Origin of the sequence: Mucilaginibacter sp. SG538B (assembly GCF_013376065.1) — a bacterium.
GTDB classification, from domain to species: Bacteria; Bacteroidota; Bacteroidia; order Sphingobacteriales; family Sphingobacteriaceae; genus Mucilaginibacter; species Mucilaginibacter rubeus.
This window is the reverse complement of record NZ_JABMJI010000004.1, coordinates 1-24760: the sequence shown is the minus strand read 5'-3', so window position 1 is coordinate 24760 and position 24760 is coordinate 1. Positions and strand designations below refer to the sequence as shown.

At 42.5% G+C, this 24760-nt stretch carries 23 protein-coding genes; 7 read left to right on the top strand and 16 right to left on the bottom strand.

Annotation, left to right across the window (positions count from 1 at the left end; genetic code table 11):
- The first annotated feature begins 12 nt into the window (after positions 1-12).
- Positions 13-1944, top strand: coding sequence for a 1-deoxy-D-xylulose-5-phosphate synthase (gene dxs, locus FHW88_RS21080; protein WP_176628083.1), 1932 nt, complete (start codon positions 13-15; stop codon positions 1942-1944).
- A gap of 91 nt (positions 1945-2035) precedes the next feature.
- Here dxs and FHW88_RS21075 read toward each other — a convergent pair whose 3' ends face one another.
- The 16 genes from FHW88_RS21075 to upp all read right to left on the bottom strand — a co-directional run bounded on the left by FHW88_RS21075 (position 2036) and on the right by upp (position 18055).
- Positions 2036-3622 (bottom strand): gliding motility protein RemB, encoded by a 1587-nt coding sequence (locus tag FHW88_RS21075; RefSeq protein WP_090534962.1) that lies wholly within the window; start codon positions 3620-3622, stop codon positions 2036-2038.
- Between the two features lie 28 nt (positions 3623-3650).
- Entirely contained in the window at positions 3651-4787 is a 1137-nt protein-coding gene (gene gmd, locus FHW88_RS21070; RefSeq protein WP_090534960.1) for a GDP-mannose 4,6-dehydratase, read from the bottom strand.
- Between the two features lie 147 nt (positions 4788-4934).
- The gene (locus FHW88_RS21065; RefSeq protein ID WP_090534958.1) at positions 4935-5498 is read right to left on the bottom strand and encodes a DUF3109 family protein; all 564 of its coding nucleotides are present in this window, start codon (positions 5496-5498) and stop codon (positions 4935-4937) included.
- Positions 5499-5512: 14 nt separating this feature from the next.
- Entirely contained in the window at positions 5513-6307 is a 795-nt protein-coding gene (locus tag FHW88_RS21060; protein WP_176627814.1) for a DUF3108 domain-containing protein, read from the bottom strand.
- A 93-nt stretch (positions 6308-6400) separates the two neighbouring features.
- Positions 6401-6916: a DUF2480 family protein gene (locus tag FHW88_RS21055; RefSeq protein WP_090534980.1), complete on the bottom strand. Its 516-nt coding sequence runs from the start codon at positions 6914-6916 to the stop codon at positions 6401-6403.
- Between the two features lie 211 nt (positions 6917-7127).
- Positions 7128-9245: a peptidylprolyl isomerase gene (locus tag FHW88_RS21050; protein WP_255485409.1), complete on the bottom strand. Its 2118-nt coding sequence runs from the start codon at positions 9243-9245 to the stop codon at positions 7128-7130.
- Between the two features lie 103 nt (positions 9246-9348).
- On the bottom strand, positions 9349-9927 hold the full coding sequence (gene lptC / locus FHW88_RS21045; RefSeq protein ID WP_090534953.1) for an LPS export ABC transporter periplasmic protein LptC: 579 nt from the start codon (positions 9925-9927) through the stop codon (positions 9349-9351).
- A 9-nt stretch (positions 9928-9936) separates the two neighbouring features.
- Entirely contained in the window at positions 9937-11259 is a 1323-nt protein-coding gene (locus FHW88_RS21040) for a hypothetical protein (protein WP_090534951.1), read from the bottom strand.
- Complete coding sequence (locus tag FHW88_RS21035; RefSeq protein ID WP_176627812.1) at positions 11252-11995, bottom strand: type III pantothenate kinase; 744 nt, start codon at positions 11993-11995, stop codon at positions 11252-11254. The genes FHW88_RS21040 and FHW88_RS21035 overlap by 8 nt, the downstream gene beginning before the upstream one ends.
- Positions 11995-12687 (bottom strand): phosphoribosylformylglycinamidine synthase subunit PurQ, encoded by a 693-nt coding sequence (gene purQ, locus FHW88_RS21030; protein WP_176627811.1) that lies wholly within the window; start codon positions 12685-12687, stop codon positions 11995-11997. Before purQ ends, FHW88_RS21035 begins: the two co-directional genes overlap by 1 nt.
- Before the next feature lie 100 nt (positions 12688-12787).
- Positions 12788-13774 carry a DUF6427 family protein gene (locus FHW88_RS21025; RefSeq protein WP_112651502.1) on the bottom strand — a complete coding sequence of 329 codons (987 nt, stop codon included), beginning with the start codon at positions 13772-13774 and terminating at the stop codon, positions 12788-12790.
- 62 nt (positions 13775-13836) lie between these two features.
- Positions 13837-14826, bottom strand: a complete 990-nt coding sequence (locus tag FHW88_RS21020) for a glycosyltransferase family protein (RefSeq protein WP_090534945.1) — start codon at positions 14824-14826, stop codon at positions 13837-13839.
- Positions 14827-14948: 122 nt separating this feature from the next.
- A complete protein-coding gene (locus tag FHW88_RS21015; protein ID WP_176627810.1) occupies positions 14949-15803 on the bottom strand; it encodes a UDP-2,3-diacylglucosamine diphosphatase in 855 nt (284 codons plus the stop codon).
- Positions 15804-16055: 252 nt separating this feature from the next.
- Entirely contained in the window at positions 16056-16589 is a 534-nt protein-coding gene (locus tag FHW88_RS21010; RefSeq protein ID WP_090534942.1) for a DinB family protein, read from the bottom strand.
- A complete protein-coding gene (locus tag FHW88_RS21005) occupies positions 16586-17290 on the bottom strand; it encodes a YjjG family noncanonical pyrimidine nucleotidase (protein WP_176627809.1) in 705 nt (234 codons plus the stop codon). Before FHW88_RS21005 ends, FHW88_RS21010 begins: the two co-directional genes overlap by 4 nt.
- Positions 17291-17410: 120 nt before the next feature.
- A complete protein-coding gene (gene upp, locus FHW88_RS21000; RefSeq protein ID WP_176627808.1) occupies positions 17411-18055 on the bottom strand; it encodes a uracil phosphoribosyltransferase in 645 nt (214 codons plus the stop codon).
- Positions 18056-18187: 132 nt separating this feature from the next.
- On the opposite strand from upp, the gene FHW88_RS20995 reads away from it, so the two are divergent.
- From FHW88_RS20995 to FHW88_RS20970, 6 genes are all read left to right on the top strand, one after another.
- A complete protein-coding gene (locus FHW88_RS20995; protein ID WP_176627807.1) occupies positions 18188-18685 on the top strand; it encodes a GNAT family N-acetyltransferase in 498 nt (165 codons plus the stop codon).
- Positions 18686-18695: 10 nt separating this feature from the next.
- Positions 18696-19175, top strand: coding sequence for a MarR family winged helix-turn-helix transcriptional regulator (locus tag FHW88_RS20990; protein ID WP_090534936.1), 480 nt, complete (start codon positions 18696-18698; stop codon positions 19173-19175).
- A gap of 106 nt (positions 19176-19281) precedes the next feature.
- Entirely contained in the window at positions 19282-21306 is a 2025-nt protein-coding gene (uvrB, locus tag FHW88_RS20985) for an excinuclease ABC subunit UvrB (RefSeq protein WP_176627806.1), read from the top strand.
- A 163-nt stretch (positions 21307-21469) separates the two neighbouring features.
- Positions 21470-21724 carry a DUF4834 family protein gene (locus FHW88_RS20980; RefSeq protein WP_090534933.1) on the top strand — a complete coding sequence of 85 codons (255 nt, stop codon included), beginning with the start codon at positions 21470-21472 and terminating at the stop codon, positions 21722-21724.
- A 16-nt stretch (positions 21725-21740) separates the two neighbouring features.
- A complete protein-coding gene (locus tag FHW88_RS20975) occupies positions 21741-22037 on the top strand; it encodes a hypothetical protein (protein ID WP_090534932.1) in 297 nt (98 codons plus the stop codon).
- 85 nt (positions 22038-22122) lie between these two features.
- Complete coding sequence (locus FHW88_RS20970; RefSeq protein ID WP_090534930.1) at positions 22123-24600, top strand: hypothetical protein; 2478 nt, start codon at positions 22123-22125, stop codon at positions 24598-24600.
- Positions 24601-24760 lie beyond the last annotated feature (160 nt).

Below are 24760 nucleotides of genomic sequence, written 5' to 3'. Positions count from 1 at the left end.
TTACGAATGTCAATGCAGGTACCGGCCGGGAATTTATTACAAAAAATAAATTATCCATCTGATTTAAAGCTACTTAATGAAACAGAGCTTGAACAGGTATGCAAGGAACTACGCCAGTATATTATTGACGTAGTATCAGTTAACGGCGGGCACTTTGCCGCCAGCCTGGGTGTGGTTGAACTTACCGTAGCGCTACAATACGTACTTAATACGCCATACGATCAGTTAGTTTGGGATGTTGGGCACCAGGCTTACGGCCATAAAATACTTACCGGCCGCCGTGATGAGTTTCACACCAATCGCATTCATGGTGGCATCAGCGGCTTCCCAAAACGTTCGGAAAGCATATATGATACTTTTGGTGTAGGCCATTCATCAACTTCTATATCTGCCGCATTGGGCATGGCTGTTGCCTCTCATTATAAAGGCGAAACAGACAGGCAGCATGTAGCCGTAATTGGCGACGGCTCGATGACCGCAGGCATGGCCTTTGAAGCACTTAACCATGCCGGCATTGAAAACTCCAATCTGCTGGTGATTTTGAATGACAATAACATGGCCATCGATCCTAACGTTGGTGCATTGAAAGAATACCTGACCGACATAACCACGTCAAAGCCATACAACCGTTTCAGGGACGATATTGCCCACGTACTGGCCAAACTATCATCCATTGGCCCGGATGCCTTTAAAGTAGCCCAAAAACTCGAAAAAAGTATTAAAGGTACCCTGCTTAAACGCAGCAACTTTTTTGAAGCGCTTAAGTTCCGTTATTTTGGCCCTATTGACGGGCATGATGTTAATCATCTGATAAAAGTTTTAAAGGACCTGCGCGATATTCCGGGACCTAAATTACTGCACTGTATCACGGTGAAAGGTAAAGGCTATGCCCTTGCCGAAAAAGACCAGACCAAGTGGCATGCTCCGGGCTTGTTTGACAAGATCACCGGCGAAATCAAAAAAACTAAATACGACAAGCCTCAGCCTCCTAAATACCAGGATGTGTTTGGGCATAGTATCATTGAACTGGCCGAGCAAAACCCTAAGATCATGGGTATTACGCCGGCGATGCCATCAGGTTGTTCATTAAACCTGATGATGAAGGCCATGCCTAACCGTGCGTTTGACGTAGGTATTGCCGAGCAGCATGCGGTAACTTTCTCTGCCGGTTTAGCTACCCAGGGGCTCATTCCGTTCTGCAACATTTACTCCAGCTTTATGCAGCGGGCTTATGACCAGGTGATCCATGACGTGGCCATACAAAAGCTCAATGTAGTATTTTGCCTTGACCGTGCAGGATTTGCAGGGGCTGATGGCGCTACCCACCATGGCGCCTATGACATGGCCTACATGCGTTGTATCCCCAATATGGTGGTATCTGCCCCCATGAACGAGGAAGAACTACGCAACCTGATGTTTACTGCCCAGCAGGAAAACATGGGGCCCTTCGTGATCAGGTATCCACGTGGTAATGGAGTTATGGTTGACTGGCAGCGTCCGTTCAAAGCCATCCCCGTAGGCAAAGGCCGTAAGGTTTGTGATGGCGATGATGTGGCTATCCTGTCTATTGGCGCTATCGGCAACGAGGTGATTAAAGCCACTGCCGAACTCAATGCCGAAGGTTATAACCCGGCCCATTATGATCTCCGCTTTGTAAAACCGCTTGATGAAGCTTTATTACATGACGTATTCAAAAACTTTAATAAAGTAATTACCGTTGAAGACGGCTGCGTTGAAGGCGGCATGGGTAGCGCGGTACTTGAATTTATGGCCGATAATGGCTATACCAATATCCAGGTTAAACGCCTGGGTATCCCTGACAAGTTTATTGAACATGGCGACCAGCCCGAACTATGGGCCGACTGTGGCTTTGATGCCAACGGTATAGCCAGGCAAGTACGTAACATGGCAGAGAAAAGGAATGTGAATACGATAGCATCGTAATGCAAAATTGTTATTACGTATAAAACATAAAAAGCGACCGATGGTCGCTTTTTATGTTTTGTTAAAATTCTTTAATCGTGCAGGGCTCAATTTAATGAACTTTATAGCTCGCCAAATCATTATATATAGCACGGAATGAACTGCGGATACCAAAGGTTAACATCGATGTTTTATCATTGAACTGGTTGTTCTTATCACGGCGTACCAGGCCGCCAAGCTCAAACCTTAGGTTATACTTGGGGTTAATCAAATAGGCTACTTTTCCCTCCAGGTAAACCATATTGGTGGTTAGGCCCTGCCCGGTGTAGTTGCCATATACCCTTGCCGGGTCACGATAACCCTGAAAGGGGTCCTTACCATAGTTCAGGCCATTGATATCAAGCCCGTAATGCCCATAGTCAAGCTCCCCTGAAAAATCAAACCTTTTATATGAATAGTTAAGCAGTCCAACTACCTCGCGGAAATTGGCGCCCCAGGGATGTCCTATCGGCTCGCCATTTTCAGTGTAATTGATTACCGAAGAACGCTCTGAATAGGTATATGGTTTAACATTATTTGTCTCGAGCAAATAGTTTAAGCCTTTAACATTAAACAGGTCAGCCCCCCTTACACCCAATTGAAATCCGTATTTATTGCGCGAGCTACCTTTACTTGAAAAGAAGCTTGAAGACTCAAACTCGTCAAGCGAAAACTGGCCATAAGCCGTGATGCCATCAGTTAGCTTATATTTAGCTGTAAATCCTATCAAAGCATTATCGGGGGAGCCATTTGAAGCTTCAACAGGCCTTAAAAATATCACCGGGTTGATGTAAGTAAAATCAAACCCGCGTTTATGGCCTAAATCATCCTTAGCAGCCCATATCACCGCGTCAAAGAAACCGAGTGATAACCGGTTAGATACGTTCCAGTCTAAATAGTGAAATACACCAAATTTTTTCCTGTCCCCGTTATCTACTTTTACCGAAAGCGGGTCATTAAAATAAGTCCACATGGCCATATAACGCACATTGCCCAGCGTAGCCGTTAACTTGAAAAATGGGTAGGGCGATGCATAATCAGATAATAATAATGACCGGTAGCCATCGCCAACAAAGGTTTTATCGCGCCCCGCGCTGATGTTCAAAAACTTTATCGGTGTATACGAAACGTTAGCCGTGATATATGACCAGCGGTATTCATTGCCGTAAATACCGGCGTAGGCCTGCCCGGGGGCTATGCCAACCTGGTTAACGTAGGTTTGTAAATAATTAGGTAATACCGCGCGGTTTTCATATCCGGCCACATTATACGAAAAGTTTTTTCCGAAGGTACCGCCCAACTGGATCCCAAGTGTACCAAAATTGGTGTTCTTTTTCCCTGAGAAATCACGGCTCAGATTGAAGTCGGGCAACAGATCGGCATAGAAGGTGGAGTTGCTGCTTTTAACATCAATCTGATGTTCATTAAAAAAACGCCCTTTAATATCGTTTAAGTTCATCAATGAGTCATAGTGAACTTTCAAAAGTGAGTCATCAACCATAAATGGTTTTAATGAACTGTGTACCCTTGTTTTGGTGGAATAAACATCCTCATTTAGTTTCTGATAAAACTGGTAGTTATAAGGTTGATATATTGACTGGGCCTTCGCAAACCCGCTTATCAAAAGCAGTAAAATAATGCTTGTAAATATTCTCTTCATATAATGGTTTATATGGTTTTATACTTGGTTATTCAAAATAATTAGGCGTGCTAAACCCACCTTTTTTCAGATATTCATCTTTTTTTACCAGCTGCAGATCTGCCAGTACCATATCCGTCACCAATGCCTGCAAATCATATTTTGGTTTCCAGCCGAGCTTGTTATAAGCTTTGGCAGCATCTCCAATTAACAGATCAACCTCTGTCGGCCTGAAATACCTGGGATCAACTTTTACAACAGTTTGCCCAAACCTCAAAGCCTCCAGGTTCAATCCAAGCGCGATGGCCCTTTCCTCATCAATATCAATGATCACCCCACGCTCGTTCTCATCCTTTCCGCTAAATTCAACTTCGATACCCAACTCCATGAAAGCCATCCTGATAAAATCACGGACGGTGGTTGTTACACCGGTTGCTATTACAAAGTCTTCGGCAGTTTCCTGCTGCAGCATCAGCCACATCGCCTCTATATAATCTTTGGCATGTCCCCAATCGCGCTGTGCCGAAAGGTTGCCTACATACAAACAGTTTTGCGAGCCAAGGGCTATTTTTGATGCTGCCCGGGTAATTTTCCGGGTAACAAAAGTTTCGCCTCTTACCGGGCTTTCATGGTTAAACAAAATCCCGTTGCAGGCATACATACCATAGGCTTCGCGATAATTAACTACAATCCAGTAGCCATATAGTTTTGCCACCGCGTAAGGTGAGCGTGGATAAAAGGGCGTGGTTTCACTTTGCGGCACAGCCTGTACCAAGCCATACAGCTCGGATGTGGAAGCCTGATAGATACGTGTTTTTTTGGTGAGATCAAGAAGCCTTACTGCTTCAAGAATACGGAGTACACCAACACCATCAGCATTGGCGGTATATTCGGGGGTTTCAAAGCTCACTTTTACATGGCTTTGTGCTGCAAGGTTATAAATTTCATCGGGCTGAACTTCCTGGATTAGCCTGATCAGATTTGTTGAATCGGTGAGGTCGCCATAATGCAGACTGAATTTAACACCCGACTCATGCGGGTCATGGTATAAATGATCTATCCTGTCGGTATTTAATAAGGATGAGCGGCGTTTAACCCCGTGTACCTCATAGCCCTTCTTCAGCAAAAATTCTGCTAAATAAGCGCCATCCTGACCCGTTATGCCTGTTATTAAAGCCTTTTTCATTAATTATGACCGTAGATATATTAGGTAGTACAATAATATCCAATTTTATTGTAATTACTCCTATAACGCTCAATATATAGGTTTAGGCAAGGCGTTATACTACAGTTTAAGGAAAAAAATATCCGGCCTAAAAAGTTTTACAAAAGATTAAATTCCGGCAACGGTATCTTCCAGTTCCCGGTACCAATCTGCTCCGTATTTACGAATGAGCGGGTCTTTCAAAAATTCGTGAACGCGTACTTTCAACTCATCCCCAAATGAACATGCAGGGCTGCAGATACTCCAACGGTCATAGTTTAAAACATCAAACTCGGGATAAGATGTTATGCGGATAGGATATAAATGACACGATATGGGTTTTTTCCAATTAACGGCACCTTCTTCATACGCTTTTTCAATACCACATTTAGTAATGCCGTTTTCCCATATTACATAGGCGCATTCTTTGTTGGTATCAACACAGGGCGTAGTGTAATCCCCTTCAAAATCGGTAACGTAAACCCCTTCCTTTTCAATGGTTTTGATCCCTTTCGCGGTAAGGTAAGGCTTTACTTTAGGATAGATCTCTTTCAGGATATCGAGTTCATCGGCATTAAGTGGCGCGCCCGAGTCACCTTCAAGGCAGCAGGCACCCTTGCATTTATTTAAATTACATACAAAATTCTCTTTTACTACATCCTCGTGCAGTAATACATTGCCAACCTCAATCATTATCTTTTTTTAAATCAATCTTTTATAGGGTTCAAAGGATATTTAAGTCCTGCAGCCGATTTCAGGTCCATTGTTACGCTGCCTATCAGCACTTCAACGTGGGCCTTTACCGGGATCCTGTTCTTATCGTTGGTAACCCAAAGGTACAACTTGCTGTTTTTCCGGAAAATGCGCCCCGGAATAATTGCCGGGCTAAATTTAAGACAATTAAACTTACCAAGCGAACACTCAACCGTTTCAGTGCCAACATAGGTTATCTGCATGCTGTGAAACCCATCTTCCAGGAAATACTGCAGATCAAAAGTATCGCCCTGGTGCAGCTTTGAAACATCAATAGCCCTGGCAAAATAATAGGCTGATACAAAATCAAAAGATTCGCCTTTATACCCGAATGTTCCTTTATTTGCTGTTACCTTCTTGTCTTTCTGATCGAACGTAACATTGTCGGTATGCCTGTACTTACCTTCGCGCCTGTTTTCAGTATAAAAATAGGGCATCAGTGTTGTTTGATCTACATATGATTCATAGCGGTTACGTACCTTGTAAAACAGGTCGAAAGAACCGGCTGTTTTGCCTTCGGCGACGAGATGAAAAGTAGGGCGGTCATTAAATTTCTTATCACTGGCTTCTACCTTTATGGTGGCTTCAGCAGCGGTAAAAAAACCGTATTTCATCTTGTAGTCCAGTTGTTCACCTGCTTTAAAGATCGACTCGTTGATCTTTTTCAGTTCCTGGGCAAATCCGCCCTTGCAGCAGGCTATAAAAAGCAGTACAGTAAAAAAATATTTATTTATCAGCAGTTTCTTCATTGATTAATAGCCCTTTTAGCAGGACTTGTGATATGACAACTGCTATTATAAATGGTTTAAACTTGTTTTTATTGCGTACTGACACTTAAATACTTAATCCTTACGCTTATAGATAGGCACTGTTGAACAAGGCTCACCAAACATGAGGCTTTTAACCACAGCACTTAGTTTTTTAGTCAACTCAACATAAGCAGATACCGGCACTTCGGTATCACCACAGCCTTTCAGCACAATCCGCTGCCCTCGGTATTGTTCAAAATCGGCTTTGGCTATTTCCTTTTCAAAAAGTACAGTTTCCAATACCTCTTTATCCCCAAAAACAATTTCGCGGGCGTAAGGGGCCATCCGGTTGGCCAGCAGCATATATGCCCAGGCAGGTACAATAGCATCGGCAGTGCAGGTGATACCCACATTTTTACCCTCATATTGCGCCCAGTCATGTTCTTTTATAAAGTCTCTGAAATCCTTTTCGCGAAGGATCAGGCCATGGAACAGGTTATCTTTAATATCATAAATAACGCGGTCGCCGGCAGGATAAAAAGAAGCCGGGTCTAAGGTAACAAGGCCGCTCTGAGCTACCTTGTTTATTATGTTTTCCTGGATATCCATATCTTTTATATGAAAGCTAAAAGCTGAAGGCACAAAGCCTAAAGCCGCTTAGCTTGATTATCAATATTTATATAAGCTGAAAGCAGAACGCACAAAGTTTAAAGCTGATGCTACTTAATTGCTTTATACAAAAGCTTACAGACCGTATATAAACAAAAATCCGGGAACGGCTTAACGCTGATCCCGGATGCAAATTTACTTTAAATTTTGTTTAGAAGAATTTAGCCCTGTTATCTTTTACAATTGCATTATCTTTTAATGCATCCAGCACCTGGCCTTGTGAACGTTGTAAAAGCGCCTGGTTAATTTGTTCTTTTTGTTTAATAGCGTTGGTTAGTGCCGGCGGGTTAGTGAAACCATTAACCACATATACATATACACCTTGTGCGCCATCAACAGGTTTTGAAATTTTGTTGATTGCCGAACCAAAGATTGAACCGATAACTTTATACTCTGCCGATTGACCTGGGATGATAGGATTGGCAAATACAATGTTTTCAACCGGAACTACCTTGCTGCCTACTTTTTGGGCAACCTGGTCAATTGAAGTACCGCCGCTAAGGGCTGCGTCAAATTTCTCTTTCAATTGTTTGGCTTTAACCTCGTTGCGTACCATTGGCTCAATTTGCTTTTTAACAGCCTCAAGAGATAACGTACCTTTAGGTTTAATTTCGGTAAGGCGGCTTACTATATACTGGTCGCCTACGGTAAATACTTTATCGGTAATATCGCCTTTTTGGGCTTTGTAAGCCCATCTAACCACGTCACGTGCGTTATCCAGGCCAGGAAGGCCAGAAGCTATAGCAGTAACATCTTCGGCAGTACGGAGTTTCAAGCCTTCTTTTTTAGCTTCTGCTTCAAAATTATCAGATGTTAATGAAGCTAAGAACGCTTGTGCTTTGCTGTAAGCTACAGTTTGGGTTTTGCTGCTTGCAGTTAACGGCTTATCAACCACACCAACTTTAACCAGTTTAACAGAGCCTTTCTGATCTTCAACCTGGATAATGTGGTAACCGAATTGTGATTTTACAACAAGGATATCGCCTTTATTTGCTTTATAAGCAGCATTGTAATATTCAGGAACTAAATTGCCCTGACCGCCCATTGAGCCATTGGCATCAAATGAAGGGATTTCACCGCCTTTTACCGCGCTGCCTTTATCGGCAGAGAAAGCTGTTGCAAGTTCGGCAAATGATTTGCCGCTCTGAATTAATTTTTTAATTGAATCGGCTTTGGCTTTAGCTTTATCATCACCGCCCGCAGATGCAAGGTCGATCAGGATATGCCTGGTTTTAACTGAATCGAAAGTGGTTTTGGTATCAACCAGCTTAGCTACTTTATAGCTGCCGTTTTCAAGATAAGGGCCATAAACAAATCCCTTAGCCGCGCTAAACATGGTAGTATCCAGTTTAGGGTCAAGGCTTCCTTTACGCTGATAAGCCAAAGGCGCTTTGGTTTCGGCATTGATCTGCACGAAAAGCGAATCATTAGCAGTGGTTTTGAATTCATTTGCTAATTTATCAGCTTGTTGTTTAACTGCCGCTGAATCTTCTTTTGAAGGAGCCGCGTTAAAACTAACGTATTCAAAATTCCTTAACTCCTGCGGAGTTTTAAATGAAGCTTTGTGTGCATCATAATATGCGCTGTAATCAGCATCGGTTAAAGTAACTTTAGCATCGGGGATTGAAGCATAATCAAGCGATACATATTTAAAGTTAGCCAGCTTATTTTTTGCTTCGTAATCGTCTGTCGCCTCAAGCGAGTTTACATACAGGCCATTGGTAACCAAAGTCATGTATTTGGTAGCTTTTTTAGCTTCTATCAGGTCGATCACAAAATCGCTCCAGGCTTTTTTCTGAGCAGGGTCGGCTTTGCCTGATTGCAGGTAGGCTTTGAACTGATCATACCTGCTGCGATCGAACTGACCGGTTTGCTGGTCGGCAAACTGGCGGGCTATCTGCGGGTCGGGATTGTTATCACCGATCATTACGTTCATTTCATCATCACCAACAGTAAGGCCAAGTTTTTCAATCTCTTTACCTATCAGCAACTGGCTTAAATACTGGTTCCAGGTAGTTTCCTGCAGATAGCTTGCTATTTGCGGAGAGATACTTTGTCCCTGTTGTTTAAACTGTGCAGAGTTTTGCTCCAGCTTTTCGTTGAATTTGTCATAGGGCACTTTTTCGCCGTTTACAACGGCAAGCTCGTTACTATCGTCCCTGAAAAAGGAACCGCCCGATCTTACAACTTCGCTCACAATAAATGCAAGCAGCGCGAAACCAATAAAGAATGCGAGAATCTTCCCCATCCTTTCGCGCAAAAAACCCATTATACCCATATTACATTTATAATTATTCTATTCTTTTTAAGAGGGCGCAAGATACAATTTTTAACAAAATTCTATAACACAAAATTTTCGTTAAAAAAAGTCATTATTGTGTCGCTTTTTCATCAACATGAAACAGCCCGGTGCTGCTTTTAAAGGTAGGGTTTAAAAGCTTATCATCACTTTCAAAAGTATTGCCATTCATGACATTACCGCCGCTAAGTGTGGCCTGGACAGGTTTGTTAGAGTAAACCCGCTTGGTTACCTGGTCCCAAAATAATTCGTTTGATTTAAAGGTTTCGCCTTTGGCGTTGGTTGCAACTACGTTGCCGTGAAATTCGATCAATTTTTCCTGCTCGCGCTGGATACCTGTATCGGCAATGATATCACCGGCAAACTGGCCTGTGCCGCGGTCATAGTAATCGATCTTTACACCTTTAGGCATAATTTTATAAGGCTTCTTGATCTGGTATTCGATCATCAACGGGGCAGTAAGATGGATCTCCACTTTAGCCGAGTCGCTCATGATGAGGTCGAGCCCCGTAGTACGCTGCGCTACGGTATCAACTTCGTTCGCCGAAATTTCCCTGACTTTTTTCAGGTCATTTTCGCACGAAGACAGGAAAGCCGCCATTGGCAACAGTAACAGGCATAACGCCGGTATGTTAACTGCAGGGCGGCTCATGACAGCGAATTAGTCGAATTTATACTTGGTAAACCACTTATCGTTAAGAGTAAAGCCAAGGTGAATATTAACGTAGTTTTCTTTAACCAAACCGTTAACCAACGAACCGCGCTGACCTATTTCTGCCGCGATATTAATTTTATAGTAACTGCCGTTATTTGAGCGCAAAGGCAAGCCAACACCTACAGTACCGGCATAACGTTTAATAGTAGTACCGTTAATGTGCATGTAAGTTTGATCGTATATAGCTCCTATGCGGTAATCAACAGTGGCAAGGTAGTTTCTGATGGTTGATATGTTTGGGGTATACGAACCACCAATATTGAAAGTTTTACTATCCTGTAAACCCTGGTTTACGCCGGCAATTGACAAGTCGGACCATTTGCCCATAGAGTAATCTGCACCAACCAAAAATTTACCATCGCTTTGGAAAGAGATCCCGAATCTGTTGATCTGCGGTAATTTTAATTTTGATTTAGGCCCGGTTGTGCTAACCACGCTATCGGCAGCGATGTCCTGGTTTCCGTTTGCATCGTTAAAGTACTGGCTAACAATAAAGCTGCTTTGCGTGTGCAGTTTTGTACCTGCCGATGCCGAATAGCCAAATACAAGGTGCTTGGTTTCAGAAAAATCAAATGAATATTGCAAGCCGTAATCATAGTTGATACCTCCAATGGCATTGCTCGATTCAATTTTTGAGTTGATGGCACCTGCCAGCCCGGGAATTTCGGTTGTAGCGATATCTTTAATATTACCAAATATGTACGATACGTTTGCACCTAATAACAAATGCTTACCGATGCCAAAACCATATCCCAAATATGCTTTTGATAAACTACCGTCGCCGCTGTAACTGTAATTTGTTACGTTGGTATCGGCAGGTGAACCCGAGGTTCCTAATTTATTCACCGTTTTTTTAAAATTATAGCCGCGCTCGCTGTATGGCAATAAACCAAAACTCAATGCCGAACGTTTTGAAGTAGGGATGGCGAACGCGATGTGGTTAAGCCTGAAATTGCTGTTTTTTTGGCTTGCCGAACCGGTTTGCGACAGATTTAAAAAATTTGCATATAAGCCAACATCAATGGTTGTAAGATTAATGGCACCGTATGAAGCCGGATTTATTACGTTGATATTGTTAAAAAGGCTTATCCTGTTTGTAGCTACAGCTATACCGCCCATACCTATGTTTTGGCCCATCAGTTGAGGATCAATATCACCAATACCGTAACGTGAATATGGAGAGCTTGAAGTTGCCGTCGATTGTGCATGTGCTGAAAAAGCGGCAACAGCCAATAAAAGTGTTATAAAAAACCGGGTATATTTAATCATTATGCTTTTGTATAGCTGCGTTTAATCCTTTTAAAACCAAATATGGTTCAATTTTTATGTAGCGGGCAAAGATGCTATTTTTCAATAGAGTATCAAAAAAAATGCTGTCGCCCCCGCTTAGTATAATGTTCAGTTGCCCCTCACCGGTTTTATAACTTTCAATAAAACCGGTAAGCTCATATTTTATTCCGTTTTGTACTCCCGAACGGATGGCCGTGGTTGTATTGTTTCCGTATGGCGTATCAAAACCGGCATCGGGTTCAATAAGCGGCAAACCTGCCGTATAATTGTTCAAAGCCTTATAACGCATATTTAAGCCCGGCGATATGCTGCCGCCAAAATAATTTCCTGCAGCGTCAACACCATCATAAGTAATGGCCGTGCCCCCGGTTATTACCAGGCTATTTTGTCCCGGGAATATATGATATGCACCAATAACAGCTGCCAGCCTGTCGGGCCCAAGGGTTTCAGGGGTTAAATAATGGTTATTTATTCCGCTTGTCATTAATGTATTAAAATGCGTCAGCGGAATTTTTTGCCCCAGCCCGGCCTGCCATGCTTCTGTATTTTTTTTTACCGACGATATGATTGCCTTAACAGGATGGTATTTGTTAAGCAAAGCATCCAGTACCGGCATATCCATGGTTTCATATTGGCTAACCTCAAGTATTTCATCCAGTTTAAAAACCGCGATTTTGATGAGCGTATTACCAATATCGATAACCAGGCTGGTCATCAGGCCCTAACTATTGATAATATTGATTCAAAAATAGCTAAACCATCTTCATTGGCTAATAAGCCGTCGGCAGCACGTTCCGGGTGCGGCATTAAGCCAAATACATTCCTGCCTAAGTTTGTAACACCTGCAATATTTTCCAACGATCCGTTAGGATTTGCATCAGCAGTGATATTGCCGGCCTCATCGCAGTACCTGAACATTACCTGGTCGTTATCGTTAAGGGCTTTGATCACATCGGCATCTGCAAAATAGTTGCCTTCACCATGTGCTATCGGGATCCTTAAGGGTTGCTGCGGATCAAGCTGAGCGGTAAGTAATGATTGAGTTGTTTGCGGTTTTAAGTAAATGTTGCGGCAAATAAATTTGCGATTGGTGTTGTGCAATAGCGCGCCTGGCAACAAACCGGCCTCGGTCAATATCTGGAAGCCATTGCAAATACCCATTACATAGCCACCTTTGGCAGCAAACTGGATAACCTCCTGCATAATTGGCGAAAAACGGGAAATAGCGCCCGAACGCAGGTAATCGCCAAATGAAAAACCACCGGGTAAAACAACAAAGTCAACACCCTGCAGGTCATGATCTTTATGCCATAACCTTACCACTTGCTGACCCATCACTTTCTCTAATACATATATGATATCCTCATCACAATTAGAACCGGGAAATATAACTACTCCAAACTTCATCAGAATTATTTTTTAAATTGAGGTTGAACCTAAATAGCTTATTATATAGTTTCAGGCTACAAAACTAACATAACCGCCGAAATAAGGACGAATGTAAAAGTTAAAATTTGTTAAACTGAAAGTAAATGATGCTGATAAACAACAACAAATACAGTATTTCATAAAACCAGCGCTTGGTTGCATACAAAAAATAATAGGCAAAAAACACCGTTACCGGCACTGCACAAAGCAAAAAATGGCTCAGCCGAAATTCCGAATTGAGATAAAATGAAAGTGATGTGATCAGAAAAATAAAAAACAAAAGCTGGAATGTTTTACGGATCTGCACGTAGCTTTTAAAGAAATTTTGCTGCAGCTTAAAAAAACATAGCACTAATATTACAATTACCGGCACCAGCAGCAGGTAGTTATAGGAGTTAATGCTGATATGATCGGGAAATTTTTTGCCTAAGGGCGACCAGATATGGCTAAACCGGGGCAGCATATCATTCATAAAATAAATAACCGCAAGGAAAAAGAAGACGGTTACATAACCTAATATCGAAATAACCCATTCGCGCCAGTTAAACGGCCTGAATATCATAAGCGCTATCCATATAACCAGGAACAAATAAATAAACGGAAAATAAACAAGCGATCCCACCGCCACGATCAACCCCAAATCATAAGTTGTTGACTTAACATCCTCCCCCTTATACAGGTTGAATAATTTAAACAACATCCAGATGAGTAAGAAATTACATAAAAGCGGGGCACTTAAAGTTAAAAAGGGTGTAAACAAGCCCGAAAGCGTGATATACATCAGTGCCGGCAAAAAGGTTGGCTTGCCTAATAAATTATGATGATTAATTAACGAATTAAGCAATAAAGCCTGGATAAATACAAGCCCGCCGGCCAGTATCACATTAAGCAGCGGCGAAAACGCGTATTCATATTTTACGGGTACCAGCAGCCGTGCAAAGGGTTCTACAAAAATAAACTCAACTTTTTCGGGAACCTGCACCATGAAACCTATCCGGAGCACGAACAGCAAAATAGCCAGCCATATAATATTAAGGGGATTATAGTTCCTGAAAAGATTGATCATATGCGCGGCCGTGTTTGCGGTTGCAAAATTAGCAGAAAAACCGCTTAAGTTGCAATGCTTTACTACCTTGTATACTGCTTTACCAGTTTATCAACAATAGCGGCGGTTTCATCCGGAAAATCAACTACGATCTTTTTACTGTCGTTGATCCAGTGGTTTAAATGGCCGTTAAACTTATCATTTATTTCGCTCACCACCGGAACCCCCAACCTGGAGGCCGAAAGCGCGTTACACTGCTGTTCGTATTGCCCTTTCATGGGTATCATCATTACCTTTTTCTGTAAAAACAGGGCCTCGGCGGGGCCTTCAAAACCGCCACCAGTAAGCAAACCGGTACAGCTTGCCAGGCTTTTGTTAAAAGCTTCATTATTTACGGGGAAGATCTCCACGTTTCCCGATTTGTAGGCCTGCTTTTGCCGTTTTGAAAACACCTGCCATTTAACCTCTCTTTCGGCACTTAAATATTTCAGCAGTGTTTTGTCATCATAAGCTGGCAGGTAAACTGTATAATGGCCCAGGTTGGAGGTTTCCATCTGCCTGATCTCACTGCGGATTACCGGCGTATTGATAAAAGTATCATAGCGCTCAAAATGGAAGCCTACATGATAGGTAGTAGGCGAATAGTTTTTTAAAAGCCATTGCGCAAAAGGATCTTTTTTTTCGGGGCGCGGTGTTTTGGGCGATACAAACGAACACTGGTGACTTAAGGATACCGACGGTACACCCCGTAATTTACAAGCCCAGGCACTTACAGGTTCAAAATCATTGATGATGAGGTCATATTGTTTCAGGGGAAGGCTCCGCAGATCGCGCTGAAACTGGCGCAGGTTCATGATTTTCCAGGTGGCCCAGTTATCCACGCCGCCATTGGTACCAAATACAAAGCTTACACCATGAAAGCGATATTTCAGGGGTTGTGATAATGATACTTCGGCTTCGGTGCCGCTCACCAGCAAGTCAACCTCGCCGTATTGTTGCAACAGGGGCACAATTTCCCTTGCCCGGCTTATATGCCCGTTACCTGTTCCCTGTATACCAAACAGTATCTTCATTAAAATAAATTATTTTCAAAAGGATGATGATCGTACCGCGCAGATACAGCGGACACGCTGATTTGTCTGCACCAATATTCAGGGGCTTAATTTAGTAAAGAAAAATGTTTTCGGTAAGTAATTTAATCGTGTTCGTGTTTAAAGCGTTCCAACAAGTTTTTAACATCGAGCATAGCGTTCAGATCTTCCGAATCGGTTTTGTCGTCTTCATCAGCATCTGTATTGAAATCATCCGGCTTGTATTTAAACACCTCCCATTTGCCGTTGTGATATTCAAGAGCGCTTAAACTTTCTACCCAATCGCCCGAGTTGAGGTAAAGTACCGAGCCTGTATTTTGTGTAGACTTAATTTCCCTGATTTCGGCATGGTGAATATGACCGCAGATCACGTAGCCATATTGTTTATCGACAGCCAGATCGGCCGCGGTTTGCTCAAACTGGTTAATGAATTTTACCGCTTCCTTAAAACTGGCTTTCACCTTTTGCGAAAAGCTCATTTTTTGCCTGCCAATGGCGGTAAGGAACCAGTTTACAAAACTGTTGATCAAAATCAATGTGTCATAACCAACCGCCCCGAGTTTAGCCAGCCATTTGGAGTGCTGCATGGTAACGTCAAACACATCGCCATGAAAGATCCAGGCTTTTTTGCCATCGATATTTAACACAAGCTTATCAAGCAGCTGAAAAGTGCCCATGTTAAAATCGGTAAACTTGCGCAGCATTTCGTCATGGTTGCCGGTTAAATAATAAACCGGGATACCATCGGTAACAAACTTCAGAATGCGGCGCACTACTTTCATGTGTGCCTCGGGCCAGTATGATTTACTAAATTGCCAAATATCAATAATATCGCCGTTAAGGATAAGGATTTTGGGCTTGATGCTTTTTAAATATTTAAGCAACTCTTTTGCGTGACAGCCGTAAGTACCAAGGTGCACATCAGATATTACTACAATATCAACTTCGCGTTTTGCCATTAAATTAAGGGGCTATTTTACAGGCCGGCAAGATATGCCGGAAAACAACATTTTCATTAATAAAGCAACGATTACTCGTCGTCCTCATCTTCGTTAACAGTCAATTCATATGGACTTGCATAAAAGCAGCCGACCAGGATCAGCAACCCTATAACTACCAAATAAGCATACTCAAAATTCATCACAAAGATTTTTACAAATGTCTGAAATTTAACATTATCCTACTGTTAAGACTACATTAAATATAAAAGGTTACTTTGCTGTATTAAATTTATTTTTGATCCTGTTAAGTTGTTTCAGGTGGTGCTGTAAATGAATGCGGATAAACTTAAACCATTGCCTGGCATTAAGCATTCCCATACGCGGGTGCTTGTATCTGTTAGCCGGCGATGATTCGGCAATAAGGGGCATAGTCGTTTCAACCCGCTTGCGGCATTTGATGATCAGGTTTTTGGCATCTTCCTTACTGATCTTATTGGCAGCCATTTTATCGCTTACCGCATTGGGGACTGTTGTTTTAACCGGCGGAAATTTACCTAACAACAGCAAGATCCGGCCCTCCCAATTAATGCCTTTTTTAGTTGGCTCGCAATTGCCGTGGGTACAACGTTCAAGCGCGATTGATGAGCCCAGCGTAGCCTGCATAATATGGCTGTAAACCTCAGCAAACGACCAGCCGCCATCCTCCGGGGTAACATCAAACAACTCATCGGGGATAACATCCAGTTGTTTGCGGTATTCATCAAGGGCTGCATCAATAGCTTTACGTTCTTTGGCGATACTCATAAAAGTAAAGTTAACTCTTTTAAATGAGCAATCTGCACCGGCACATCCTGAGGCTTTTCCGCATTAAAAGGATTAAAATATATGGCATCCATCCCAAAACCAAGCGCCCCGCGGATATCAGCTTCAATGCTGTCGCCGATCATCACACTTTCTTCTTTCGATGCCCCGGCCAGGTCAAGCGCATGCCGAAATATGGCCTTATCGGGTTTGTTCACACCTACATCTTCGGAGATGATGATATGCTGAAAGTATTTTGCCAGATCGGTCCCCGCGATTTTTATCCGGGTTGAATCTTTAAACCCGTTCGAGATCAGGTGCAGGGTATATTTTGATTGCAGGTATTGCAGCGTTTCGTGCGCATGCGGAAACAGGTTGGTTTTGGTAGGGCAAAGTTTTACATAAGCATCTTCAAAATCAAGCGGCATCAAATCCGGGTGCAGGCCAAGATCAGTAAAAGTTGATTTGAAGCGGGCCTCGCGTAACTCATCTTTAGTTATCTCACCAATATGATACTGCGCCCAAAGGCGGTGATTATTACGGGTGTAAGTTTCGATGAACAATTCGGCAGATTGCAGGCCAATTTCGCCAAGCTGGTGAATAACATATAACTCATGCAGGGCCTCTTCGGCATTTTTATCGAAATCCCAGATGGTATGGTCGAGATCAAAGAAGATGTGTTTATACTTTATATCGGATTTCATTTTTATTTCGGATGTTCGATTTCGGAATTTTTTTATTCCTTGATTTAAAAATCGAAAATTCAAAATTAAAAAATCTTAATTACTAAATCCGAAATCGGACATCCGAAATCCCAAATCAAATCACGCTTTTTCCCCAAATGCCAGGTCCCCCGCATCACCTAAACCCGGTACGATATATGATTTGCTGGTCATCTCGTCGTCAACAGCGCAGAGCCAGAGCTTGGCTTTTGGGAGATTGGCCTTAACATGCGCCACACCTTCGGTGCTGGCAATTACAGAGGCAATGTGCAGCTCCTTTATTTTATACTGCGCCATTAACTCCTTACAAACCGTTACAATACTTTGCCCGGTAGCCAGCATGGTATCGCACAAAATAAAGATCTTATCATCCAGGTTAGGGGTTGAGATATGATCAACCTGGATCAAAAAGCTGCCGTTGCGCTTCACTTTGCGGTAGGCGGTAATAAATGCAGAGGATGATCGGTCGAAAAACTGCATAAAACCCTGATGAAAAGGCAGACCGGCGCGCAATATAATACCCAACACCGGTTCATCGGCCGGTATATTAACACTGGCTGTACCCAAGGGGGTTTGAATTTCTTTGGTTTCGTAATGTAATGATTTGCTCAACTCATAAGCCAATATGGCTCCTAACCTTTCCTGGTTCTGCCTGAAACGTGCCTTATCCTGCTGAATAACGGCATCCCGTAATTCGGCAAGAAACTGGTTGGCAATGGTATTGGTTTTATTGAGGATGAAAATCATGCTTAAATTTAAGCGTTTTTGAGCAATAGTATCACTATTTGTTTATTAAATGTCATACCGCACCATGGGACGGATAATAAATTTTGAATATATGTAGTTAACTACGTAGATTTGTACATAAATATTAAAATCATGGATACTATACCTGTTATCAGCTCACTCAACAATACTTATTGCCAGCAGATCATTGATATCATTTTACCAATTCAGCAAATAGAATTTAATGTGCCAATCACGCTTGAAGCCCAGCCCGACCTGCTTGATATTGAAAGCAATTACCACCAAACCGGCGGCAACTTTTGGGGAGCGATATATAACGAACAACTTGTTGGCACCATAGCCCTTATTGCTTTTGGAGATAACGCTGCTGCAATACGCAAAATGTTTGTGCTTAAAGAATACCGGGGAAAGGAGTTGGGCATCGCGCAGTTACTACTTAATAATCTCATTGATTATTGTAAACAAAACAACATTGCCCACATTTATTTAGGCACTGTTGAGATGCTGAAAGCGGCCCATCGCTTTTATGAAAAAAATGGATTTACCCGCCTTGCCAAACAGGATTTACCTGAATCATTCCCGCTTATGGCTGCGGATACTATTTTTTATGAGTTACATTTGAACAATTAACAGCGGTATAATGAATGTTATTGACGAATCGGGAATTTTAGCAATTTCAACAAGGCTGCAGCGCCTGGCCGAGCAGCTGCGCAAAGACGGTGTACTTGTATACAAAGCCAGTAATATTGATTTTGAACCCAAATGGTTCCCTGTTATTTACACTTTACATTTTAAGCCGCTTTTAAGCGTAGTGGAAATCGCCGCTGAAATTGGCTACACCCACCCTTCCACCATCAGCCTGTTAAAAGAATTGGAAAAAGAGAAATTGATCCGATCAAAAAAGGATAAGGCCGATGAAAGGAAGCGTCTTATCATGTTAACAACAAAAGGCCAGGAACTTATTGTGCGCATGAAACCTGTTTGGGAAATCATGAAAGCGGCCGCCGCGGAAATTGCCGATACCCAAAACAACCTGATGAAGGCTATTATTGAAGCCGAAGAGAAAATAAAGCAGCAGAGTTTTTTGGATAGGGCGTTACGTTTAAAGGCCGAGATGTAATTTATCACCCCAAATCCAACAATGTTGACATACGGTTGTCATTACCATGTACTTATTTTGATTTGCAAACCCTGTTTCTGGATTATTTGTATTTTTACATAACAACATGGATTTTCAATTAACATCTCAATATAAACCAACCGGCGACCAGCCTGAAGCTATAAGGCAGTTGGTTGAAGGTATCAATAACGGCGACCCCTATCAAACCCTTTTGGGGGTTACCGGATCGGGCAAAACCTTTACAGTTGCCAATATTATAGCACAAACACAAAAACCTACGCTGATCCTGAGCCACAACAAAACATTAGCGGCACAGCTTTATGGCGAGTTTAAGCAGTTTTTCCCCGAAAACGCGGTGAACTACTTTGTGTCTTACTATGACTATTATCAGCCGGAGGCTTTCATCCCTACCACCAACACCTACATTGAAAAGGATTTGCAAATAAACGAGGAGATAGAAAAGCTTCGTTTACGTACTACTTCGGCTTTAATGTCGGGCAGGCGCGATGTGATCGTAGTATCGTCTATATCCTGCATTTACGGTATGGGTAACCCCGATGACTTCGCCGATTCGGTTTTCAAATTTGCCGTAGGTACGCGCATCAGCAGGAATGCTTTTTTACATCGCCTGGTCGAAATTTTATACGCCCGCACCACTGCCGATTTTAAACGAGGGACATTCAGGGTTAAGGGTGATACAGTGGATATTTTTCCGGCTTACCTGGATTATGCTTATCGCATCTCCTTTTTTGGTGATGATATTGAAGAGTTAAGCGCCTTTGATATTGGCACAGGTAAAACCATCGAAAAAATGACACACATGGTGGTTTATCCGGCCAACCTGTATGTTGCCCCCCGAGAGCGTTTCCTGCAGTCCATCTGGGCGATACAGGAAGAGCTGGAAACCCGCAAAAAACAGTTTATTGATGACGGCCGTTTCCTGGAAGCCAAACGGCTGGAAGAAAGGGTTAATTACGACCTGGAAATGATCCGCGAGTTGGGTTACTGTTCGGGCATCGAGAACTACTCCCGCTTTTTTGACGGGCGCAAGCCTGGTGCAAGGCCGTTCTGCTTGCTCGATTATTTCCCGGAAGATTACCTGATGGTGATTGACGAAAGTCACGTAACTGTTCCGCAGATCAGGGCGATGTATGGAGGTGACCGTTCGCGCAAGATCTCGCTGGTTGACTATGGCTTCCGATTGCCGGCAGCTTTGGATAACCGTCCGCTTAATTTCCAGGAGTTTGAAAACCTTGCCCCGCAAACCGTTTATGTAAGCGCTACTCCCGGCGATTTTGAACTTGAAAAATCAGGTGGTGTGGTGGTAGAACAGGTAATCCGCCCTACCGGTTTGCTTGATCCGGTGATTGACGTTCGCCCGGTAATAAACCAGGTGGATGACCTGCTTGACGAAGTAGATAAGACCATTAAAAAAGGCGACCGCGTACTGGTAACCACCCTCACCAAACGCATGGCCGAGGAACTGGCCAAATACATGGACAGGCTGGGCATTAAATGCCGGTACATCCACTCAGAAGTAAAAACACTGCAGCGCGTGGAAATTTTACGTGGCCTGCGCCTTGGCGAATTTGACGTATTGATAGGCATCAACCTACTGCGTGAGGGATTGGATTTACCTGAAGTATCCTTAGTAGCCATTTTAGATGCGGATAAAGAAGGTTTCCTGCGGTCAGAACGTTCACTGATCCAGACTATTGGCCGCGCTGCCCGAAACGATCGCGGCCGGGTTATTATGTATGCCGATACCATAACCGATTCGATGCAGATCACGATGGACGAAACCAATCGCCGCCGCGAAATTCAGATTGCGTACAACACGCTACATGGCATTACACCGTTAACGGTTGGCAAAACGCGCGAGGAAATTATGGAGCAAACATCAGTGGTCGACTTTAAGGGCGGTGTACAGCAGGCTTATGTAGAAACTGATACCCTAACCCTTGCCGCCGATCCGATAGTTCAGTATATGACCAAAGCCGACCTGAAAAAATCAATCGACAACACCAAAAAAGATATGCTTGCCGCCGCCAAAAACATGGATTTCCTGCTGGCTGCCAAACTACGCGACGAAATGTTTGCTTTGGAAAAAATGATGGAGGAGAAGTTTTAATTTGAAAATTTATTGATTTGAAGATTTGAAAACGACAGTCCCCACATTTTCAAACCTTCAAATTGCTTTATCTTCAAATTAAAACAGCGTCAGCTATCCTCAAATCATAATAAAACATTTTTACCGTTATATACCTTATATTTGTAAGCTCAAAATTAACAGTATGATTCTTATTCGTTTCCTGATCATATCTATCTGTGTATTATACATTATCCGCAGCCTGGCACGTTACCTGCTGCCGTTCCTTTTTGAAAGTGTCGTGAATAAAGCCCAGCAGCAATATCAACAGCAACAACGTAACTACAATGAAGGCCCAAAACCTGATGGAAAAATCAGGATCGACCATATCCCGCAGCCTAAAAAAGGCAGCGTGCCCGACAGTGAAGGTGAATTTGTTGATTACGAAGAAGTAAAATAAACCTAACCAATAAATCATGGACACCAACCCTGTATTTAGAAGGCGCCAAAATCATAACAACACGCCCGAGTCAATTACGCTTATTATCACTAATGTGATAGTATTTATTGTTGCCACTCAAATTTTTGCCAATTGCACTAAAATCAGCACTTTTTACTGGGTGATCATGGGGGGGCTGGGCGTTTACAACTTTTTCAACATCCGCAAATACCGCGAAGATTACGGCAAGGCGCAGGTTATTGCTTATGTGATATCTATTATTGTACTGATTGCCATGTTTTTCCTGCTGCGCAGCCGCGCGCAAACCTGTTAAGTTATTCCTTAACAAAACTTATAATTCCTATTCTCATTGTAATTTCTATTTTTGAGGAATATAATATCCATTTCAAAAAACTTAAATGAATAACTGGTTTAAGCGTAACGGCATTCATTTTGCCATAGCTGCAATTTTCTTAGTGATCTGCTTTATCTATTTAACCCCGGCATTTCAGGGTAAAACTTTAGGGCAAAATGACGTTACAAGGGCGCAATCAACCCAAAAAGAAATTAACGAGTACAAAGCTAAAGACACCACCATACTCTGGACGAACCAGATCTACGGCGGTATGCCAACTTACCAGATATGGGCACCTTACAAGGCCAATTTGACCAGTCATATCGTAGATGGGATTAATCGCACCTTTCCAGCACCTATAGGTACAGTATTGTTGTTTTTATTGGGCACATACTTTTTATTCATTGTATTAAAGGTAAATCCCTGGCTTTCGGCAGCGGGAGCAGTGGCATTCACCTTTTCATCATATAATATCATTCTTTTGGTGGCAGGGCACTCAAATCAGGCATTTGCTATAGCTTTTTTTGGGCCAATACTTGCGGGTATTATTCTCACGCTACGCGGTAAGCATCTGTTAGGCTTTTCGGTTACTGCGTTGTTTTTGGCTATGGAAATCAGGGCCAACCACGTACAAATGACTTATTATCTGATGCTGGCCCTATTGGTCATGCTGGGGATCGAGCTTTACCACGCTATTAAAAATAAAACTTTAAACGATTTCATCAAATCTGTTGGGTATATAGCAGCGGCCCTTGCTTTGGCGGTGGCAGTAAACGCATCTATATTGTGGAGCACTGCCGATTACGGTAGCGAAAGTATCCGTGGTAAATCAAACCTTACCAGGCAAGCCTCAGAACCAAATAACGGCTTGCCTCGTGATTATGCTTACGAATGGAGCCAGGGTGTAGGAGAATGCCTTACATTCTTAATCCCAAATGCTTACGGTGGTAGCAGCCAGGGATCAATTGATCCCGATTCACATGTAATTAAGGCATTAAGCGGCAGCGGCGTTGATCCCAATCAAATAATTGGAATTTCAGCCAGATATTTACCACTTTACTGGGGAGATAAACAATTTACGGAAGGGCCATTTTATTTCGGCGCAGTAATTTGCCTGCTGTTTGTATGGGGTTTAATGATTGTTAAAAACCGCATTAAGTGGTGGTTGTTAGGTGCGGTTGTTTTAACCATGTTACTGTCTTTCGGTAGAAACTGGCCTTATCTTTCTGATTTATTCTTTAATTACTTCCCTCTTTATAATAAGTTTCGTGCCGTTGAATCAATTTTGGCCGTGGCTGGATTTTGTTTTCCTATCCTTGCTGTATTGGCAGTTAATGAGGCTATTGTAAATGAAGATAAGCAAACTGTGTTTAAAAAACTCAAGATCGCCTTTTACATTACGGGAGGTATTACACTTATTGTTGCAGTAATTCCATCATTACTTTTATCGTTCAGTATTCGTGAACAAACTGCCGGCATTATCTCGCAAATAGCTCAGCAATTTAAAATTGATAGTTCATCCATTACACGCGCTTTAATTTCGGATAGGGAATCGATAGCACAAGCAGATGCTATTCGTTCGCTTATCTTTATAGCTATCGCTTTCGGTCTTGCCTGGGCATTCCTTAAAAACAAGATTAAACCCGGTATTCTGTCAATAGGTTTCCTGGCGCTCATTTTAGTTGACCTATGGGCCGTTGATAAAAGGTATTTAAATGCCGATAGTTTTGCGCCAAAACAAGATAATGAAGCACCTCAGCCGCGTGAAGTGGATCAGTTTATAATGAAAGACAAAGACCCGGACTTTCGTGTGTTTGATGCTACGCAATATCTTCCGGGCGATGGCTTTACACCATTTTTCTACAAATCATTAGGTGGCTATTCTGCCGCAAGGTTAAAACGCTGGCAAGAACTATTCGACAATCAATTAAGCAAAAGCATTAACCAGGATGTTTTGGATATGATGAACGTGAAGTACATCATTAACTCCGATCCAAAAACACAAAACGTAGGCATGCAGGTAAACCAAACCGCCTGTGGCCACGCATGGTTTGTTAAAAGCATTAAATATGCTGATAATGCCGACCAGGAAATGGTAGCCATCAGCAGCTTTACACCAAAAGATGAAGCTATTGTTGATAAACAATATAAGAGTGTAATAGATGAGAAAACCTTGGGTGCAGGTGCCGGCGAAGGCAAAATTGAGCTTACCAGCTACTCGCCCGACCATATGGTTTACACAAGCGGTTCTACCGCCTCACAAATTGCGGTGTTCTCTGAAGTATACTATAACAAAGGCTGGAAAATGTATATCGACGGTGTTGAAAAACCTTATTTCCGTGCCGATTATCTATTACGTGCAGCTCAGATCCCAATCGGTAACCACAAAATTGAATTTATTTTCCACCCGGCATCATATTACACCGGCGAGAATATTTCATTAGCAGGTTCAATCCTATTGGTGCTTGCCTTAGGCGGTGCTGCTTATACCGAAAATAAAAAGAAAGCTCCGGCTGCAAAGCCAGCTGATAAAAAAGCTTAAGCAATTTTATATTCAAAAGAAAAGCGATGGGCAGTGTTCATCGCTTTTTTTATGGGATTTATTCAATTTGTCTTGTCCTGAAATAGGTTTACACATCAGTAAACAAAAATGGAAAGATATTCAAAAGTGTATGGGAGTAAATGGCAGAGCCAGTACAGTG

Excerpts from the sequence above, each read along its gene's own strand:
- dxs (WP_176628083.1), top strand. The coding sequence starts at position 13 with ATGCAGGTACCGGCCGGGAATTTATTACAAAAAATAAATTATCCATCT.
- FHW88_RS21075 (WP_090534962.1), bottom strand. The coding sequence starts at position 3,622 with ATGAAGAGAATATTTACAAGCATTATTTTACTGCTTTTGATAAGCGGG.
- gmd (WP_090534960.1), bottom strand. The coding sequence starts at position 4,787 with ATGAAAAAGGCTTTAATAACAGGCATAACGGGTCAGGATGGCGCTTAT.
- FHW88_RS21065 (WP_090534958.1), bottom strand. The coding sequence starts at position 5,498 with ATGATTGAGGTTGGCAATGTATTACTGCACGAGGATGTAGTAAAAGAG.
- FHW88_RS21060 (WP_176627814.1), bottom strand. The coding sequence starts at position 6,307 with ATGAAGAAACTGCTGATAAATAAATATTTTTTTACTGTACTGCTTTTT.
- FHW88_RS21055 (WP_090534980.1), bottom strand. The coding sequence starts at position 6,916 with ATGGATATCCAGGAAAACATAATAAACAAGGTAGCTCAGAGCGGCCTT.
- FHW88_RS21050 (WP_255485409.1), bottom strand. The coding sequence starts at position 9,245 with ATGGGTTTTTTGCGCGAAAGGATGGGGAAGATTCTCGCATTCTTTATT.
- lptC (WP_090534953.1), bottom strand. The coding sequence starts at position 9,927 with ATGAGCCGCCCTGCAGTTAACATACCGGCGTTATGCCTGTTACTGTTG.
- FHW88_RS21040 (WP_090534951.1), bottom strand. The coding sequence starts at position 11,259 with ATGATTAAATATACCCGGTTTTTTATAACACTTTTATTGGCTGTTGCC.
- FHW88_RS21035 (WP_176627812.1), bottom strand. The coding sequence starts at position 11,995 with ATGACCAGCCTGGTTATCGATATTGGTAATACGCTCATCAAAATCGCG.
- purQ (WP_176627811.1), bottom strand. The coding sequence starts at position 12,687 with ATGAAGTTTGGAGTAGTTATATTTCCCGGTTCTAATTGTGATGAGGAT.
- FHW88_RS21025 (WP_112651502.1), bottom strand. The coding sequence starts at position 13,774 with ATGATCAATCTTTTCAGGAACTATAATCCCCTTAATATTATATGGCTG.
- FHW88_RS21020 (WP_090534945.1), bottom strand. The coding sequence starts at position 14,826 with ATGAAGATACTGTTTGGTATACAGGGAACAGGTAACGGGCATATAAGC.
- FHW88_RS21015 (WP_176627810.1), bottom strand. The coding sequence starts at position 15,803 with ATGGCAAAACGCGAAGTTGATATTGTAGTAATATCTGATGTGCACCTT.
- FHW88_RS21010 (WP_090534942.1), bottom strand. The coding sequence starts at position 16,589 with ATGAGTATCGCCAAAGAACGTAAAGCTATTGATGCAGCCCTTGATGAA.
- FHW88_RS21005 (WP_176627809.1), bottom strand. The coding sequence starts at position 17,290 with ATGAAATCCGATATAAAGTATAAACACATCTTCTTTGATCTCGACCAT.
- upp (WP_176627808.1), bottom strand. The coding sequence starts at position 18,055 with ATGATTTTCATCCTCAATAAAACCAATACCATTGCCAACCAGTTTCTT.
- FHW88_RS20995 (WP_176627807.1), top strand. The coding sequence starts at position 18,188 with ATGGATACTATACCTGTTATCAGCTCACTCAACAATACTTATTGCCAG.
- FHW88_RS20990 (WP_090534936.1), top strand. The coding sequence starts at position 18,696 with ATGAATGTTATTGACGAATCGGGAATTTTAGCAATTTCAACAAGGCTG.
- uvrB (WP_176627806.1), top strand. The coding sequence starts at position 19,282 with ATGGATTTTCAATTAACATCTCAATATAAACCAACCGGCGACCAGCCT.
- FHW88_RS20980 (WP_090534933.1), top strand. The coding sequence starts at position 21,470 with ATGATTCTTATTCGTTTCCTGATCATATCTATCTGTGTATTATACATT.
- FHW88_RS20975 (WP_090534932.1), top strand. The coding sequence starts at position 21,741 with ATGGACACCAACCCTGTATTTAGAAGGCGCCAAAATCATAACAACACG.
- FHW88_RS20970 (WP_090534930.1), top strand. The coding sequence starts at position 22,123 with ATGAATAACTGGTTTAAGCGTAACGGCATTCATTTTGCCATAGCTGCA.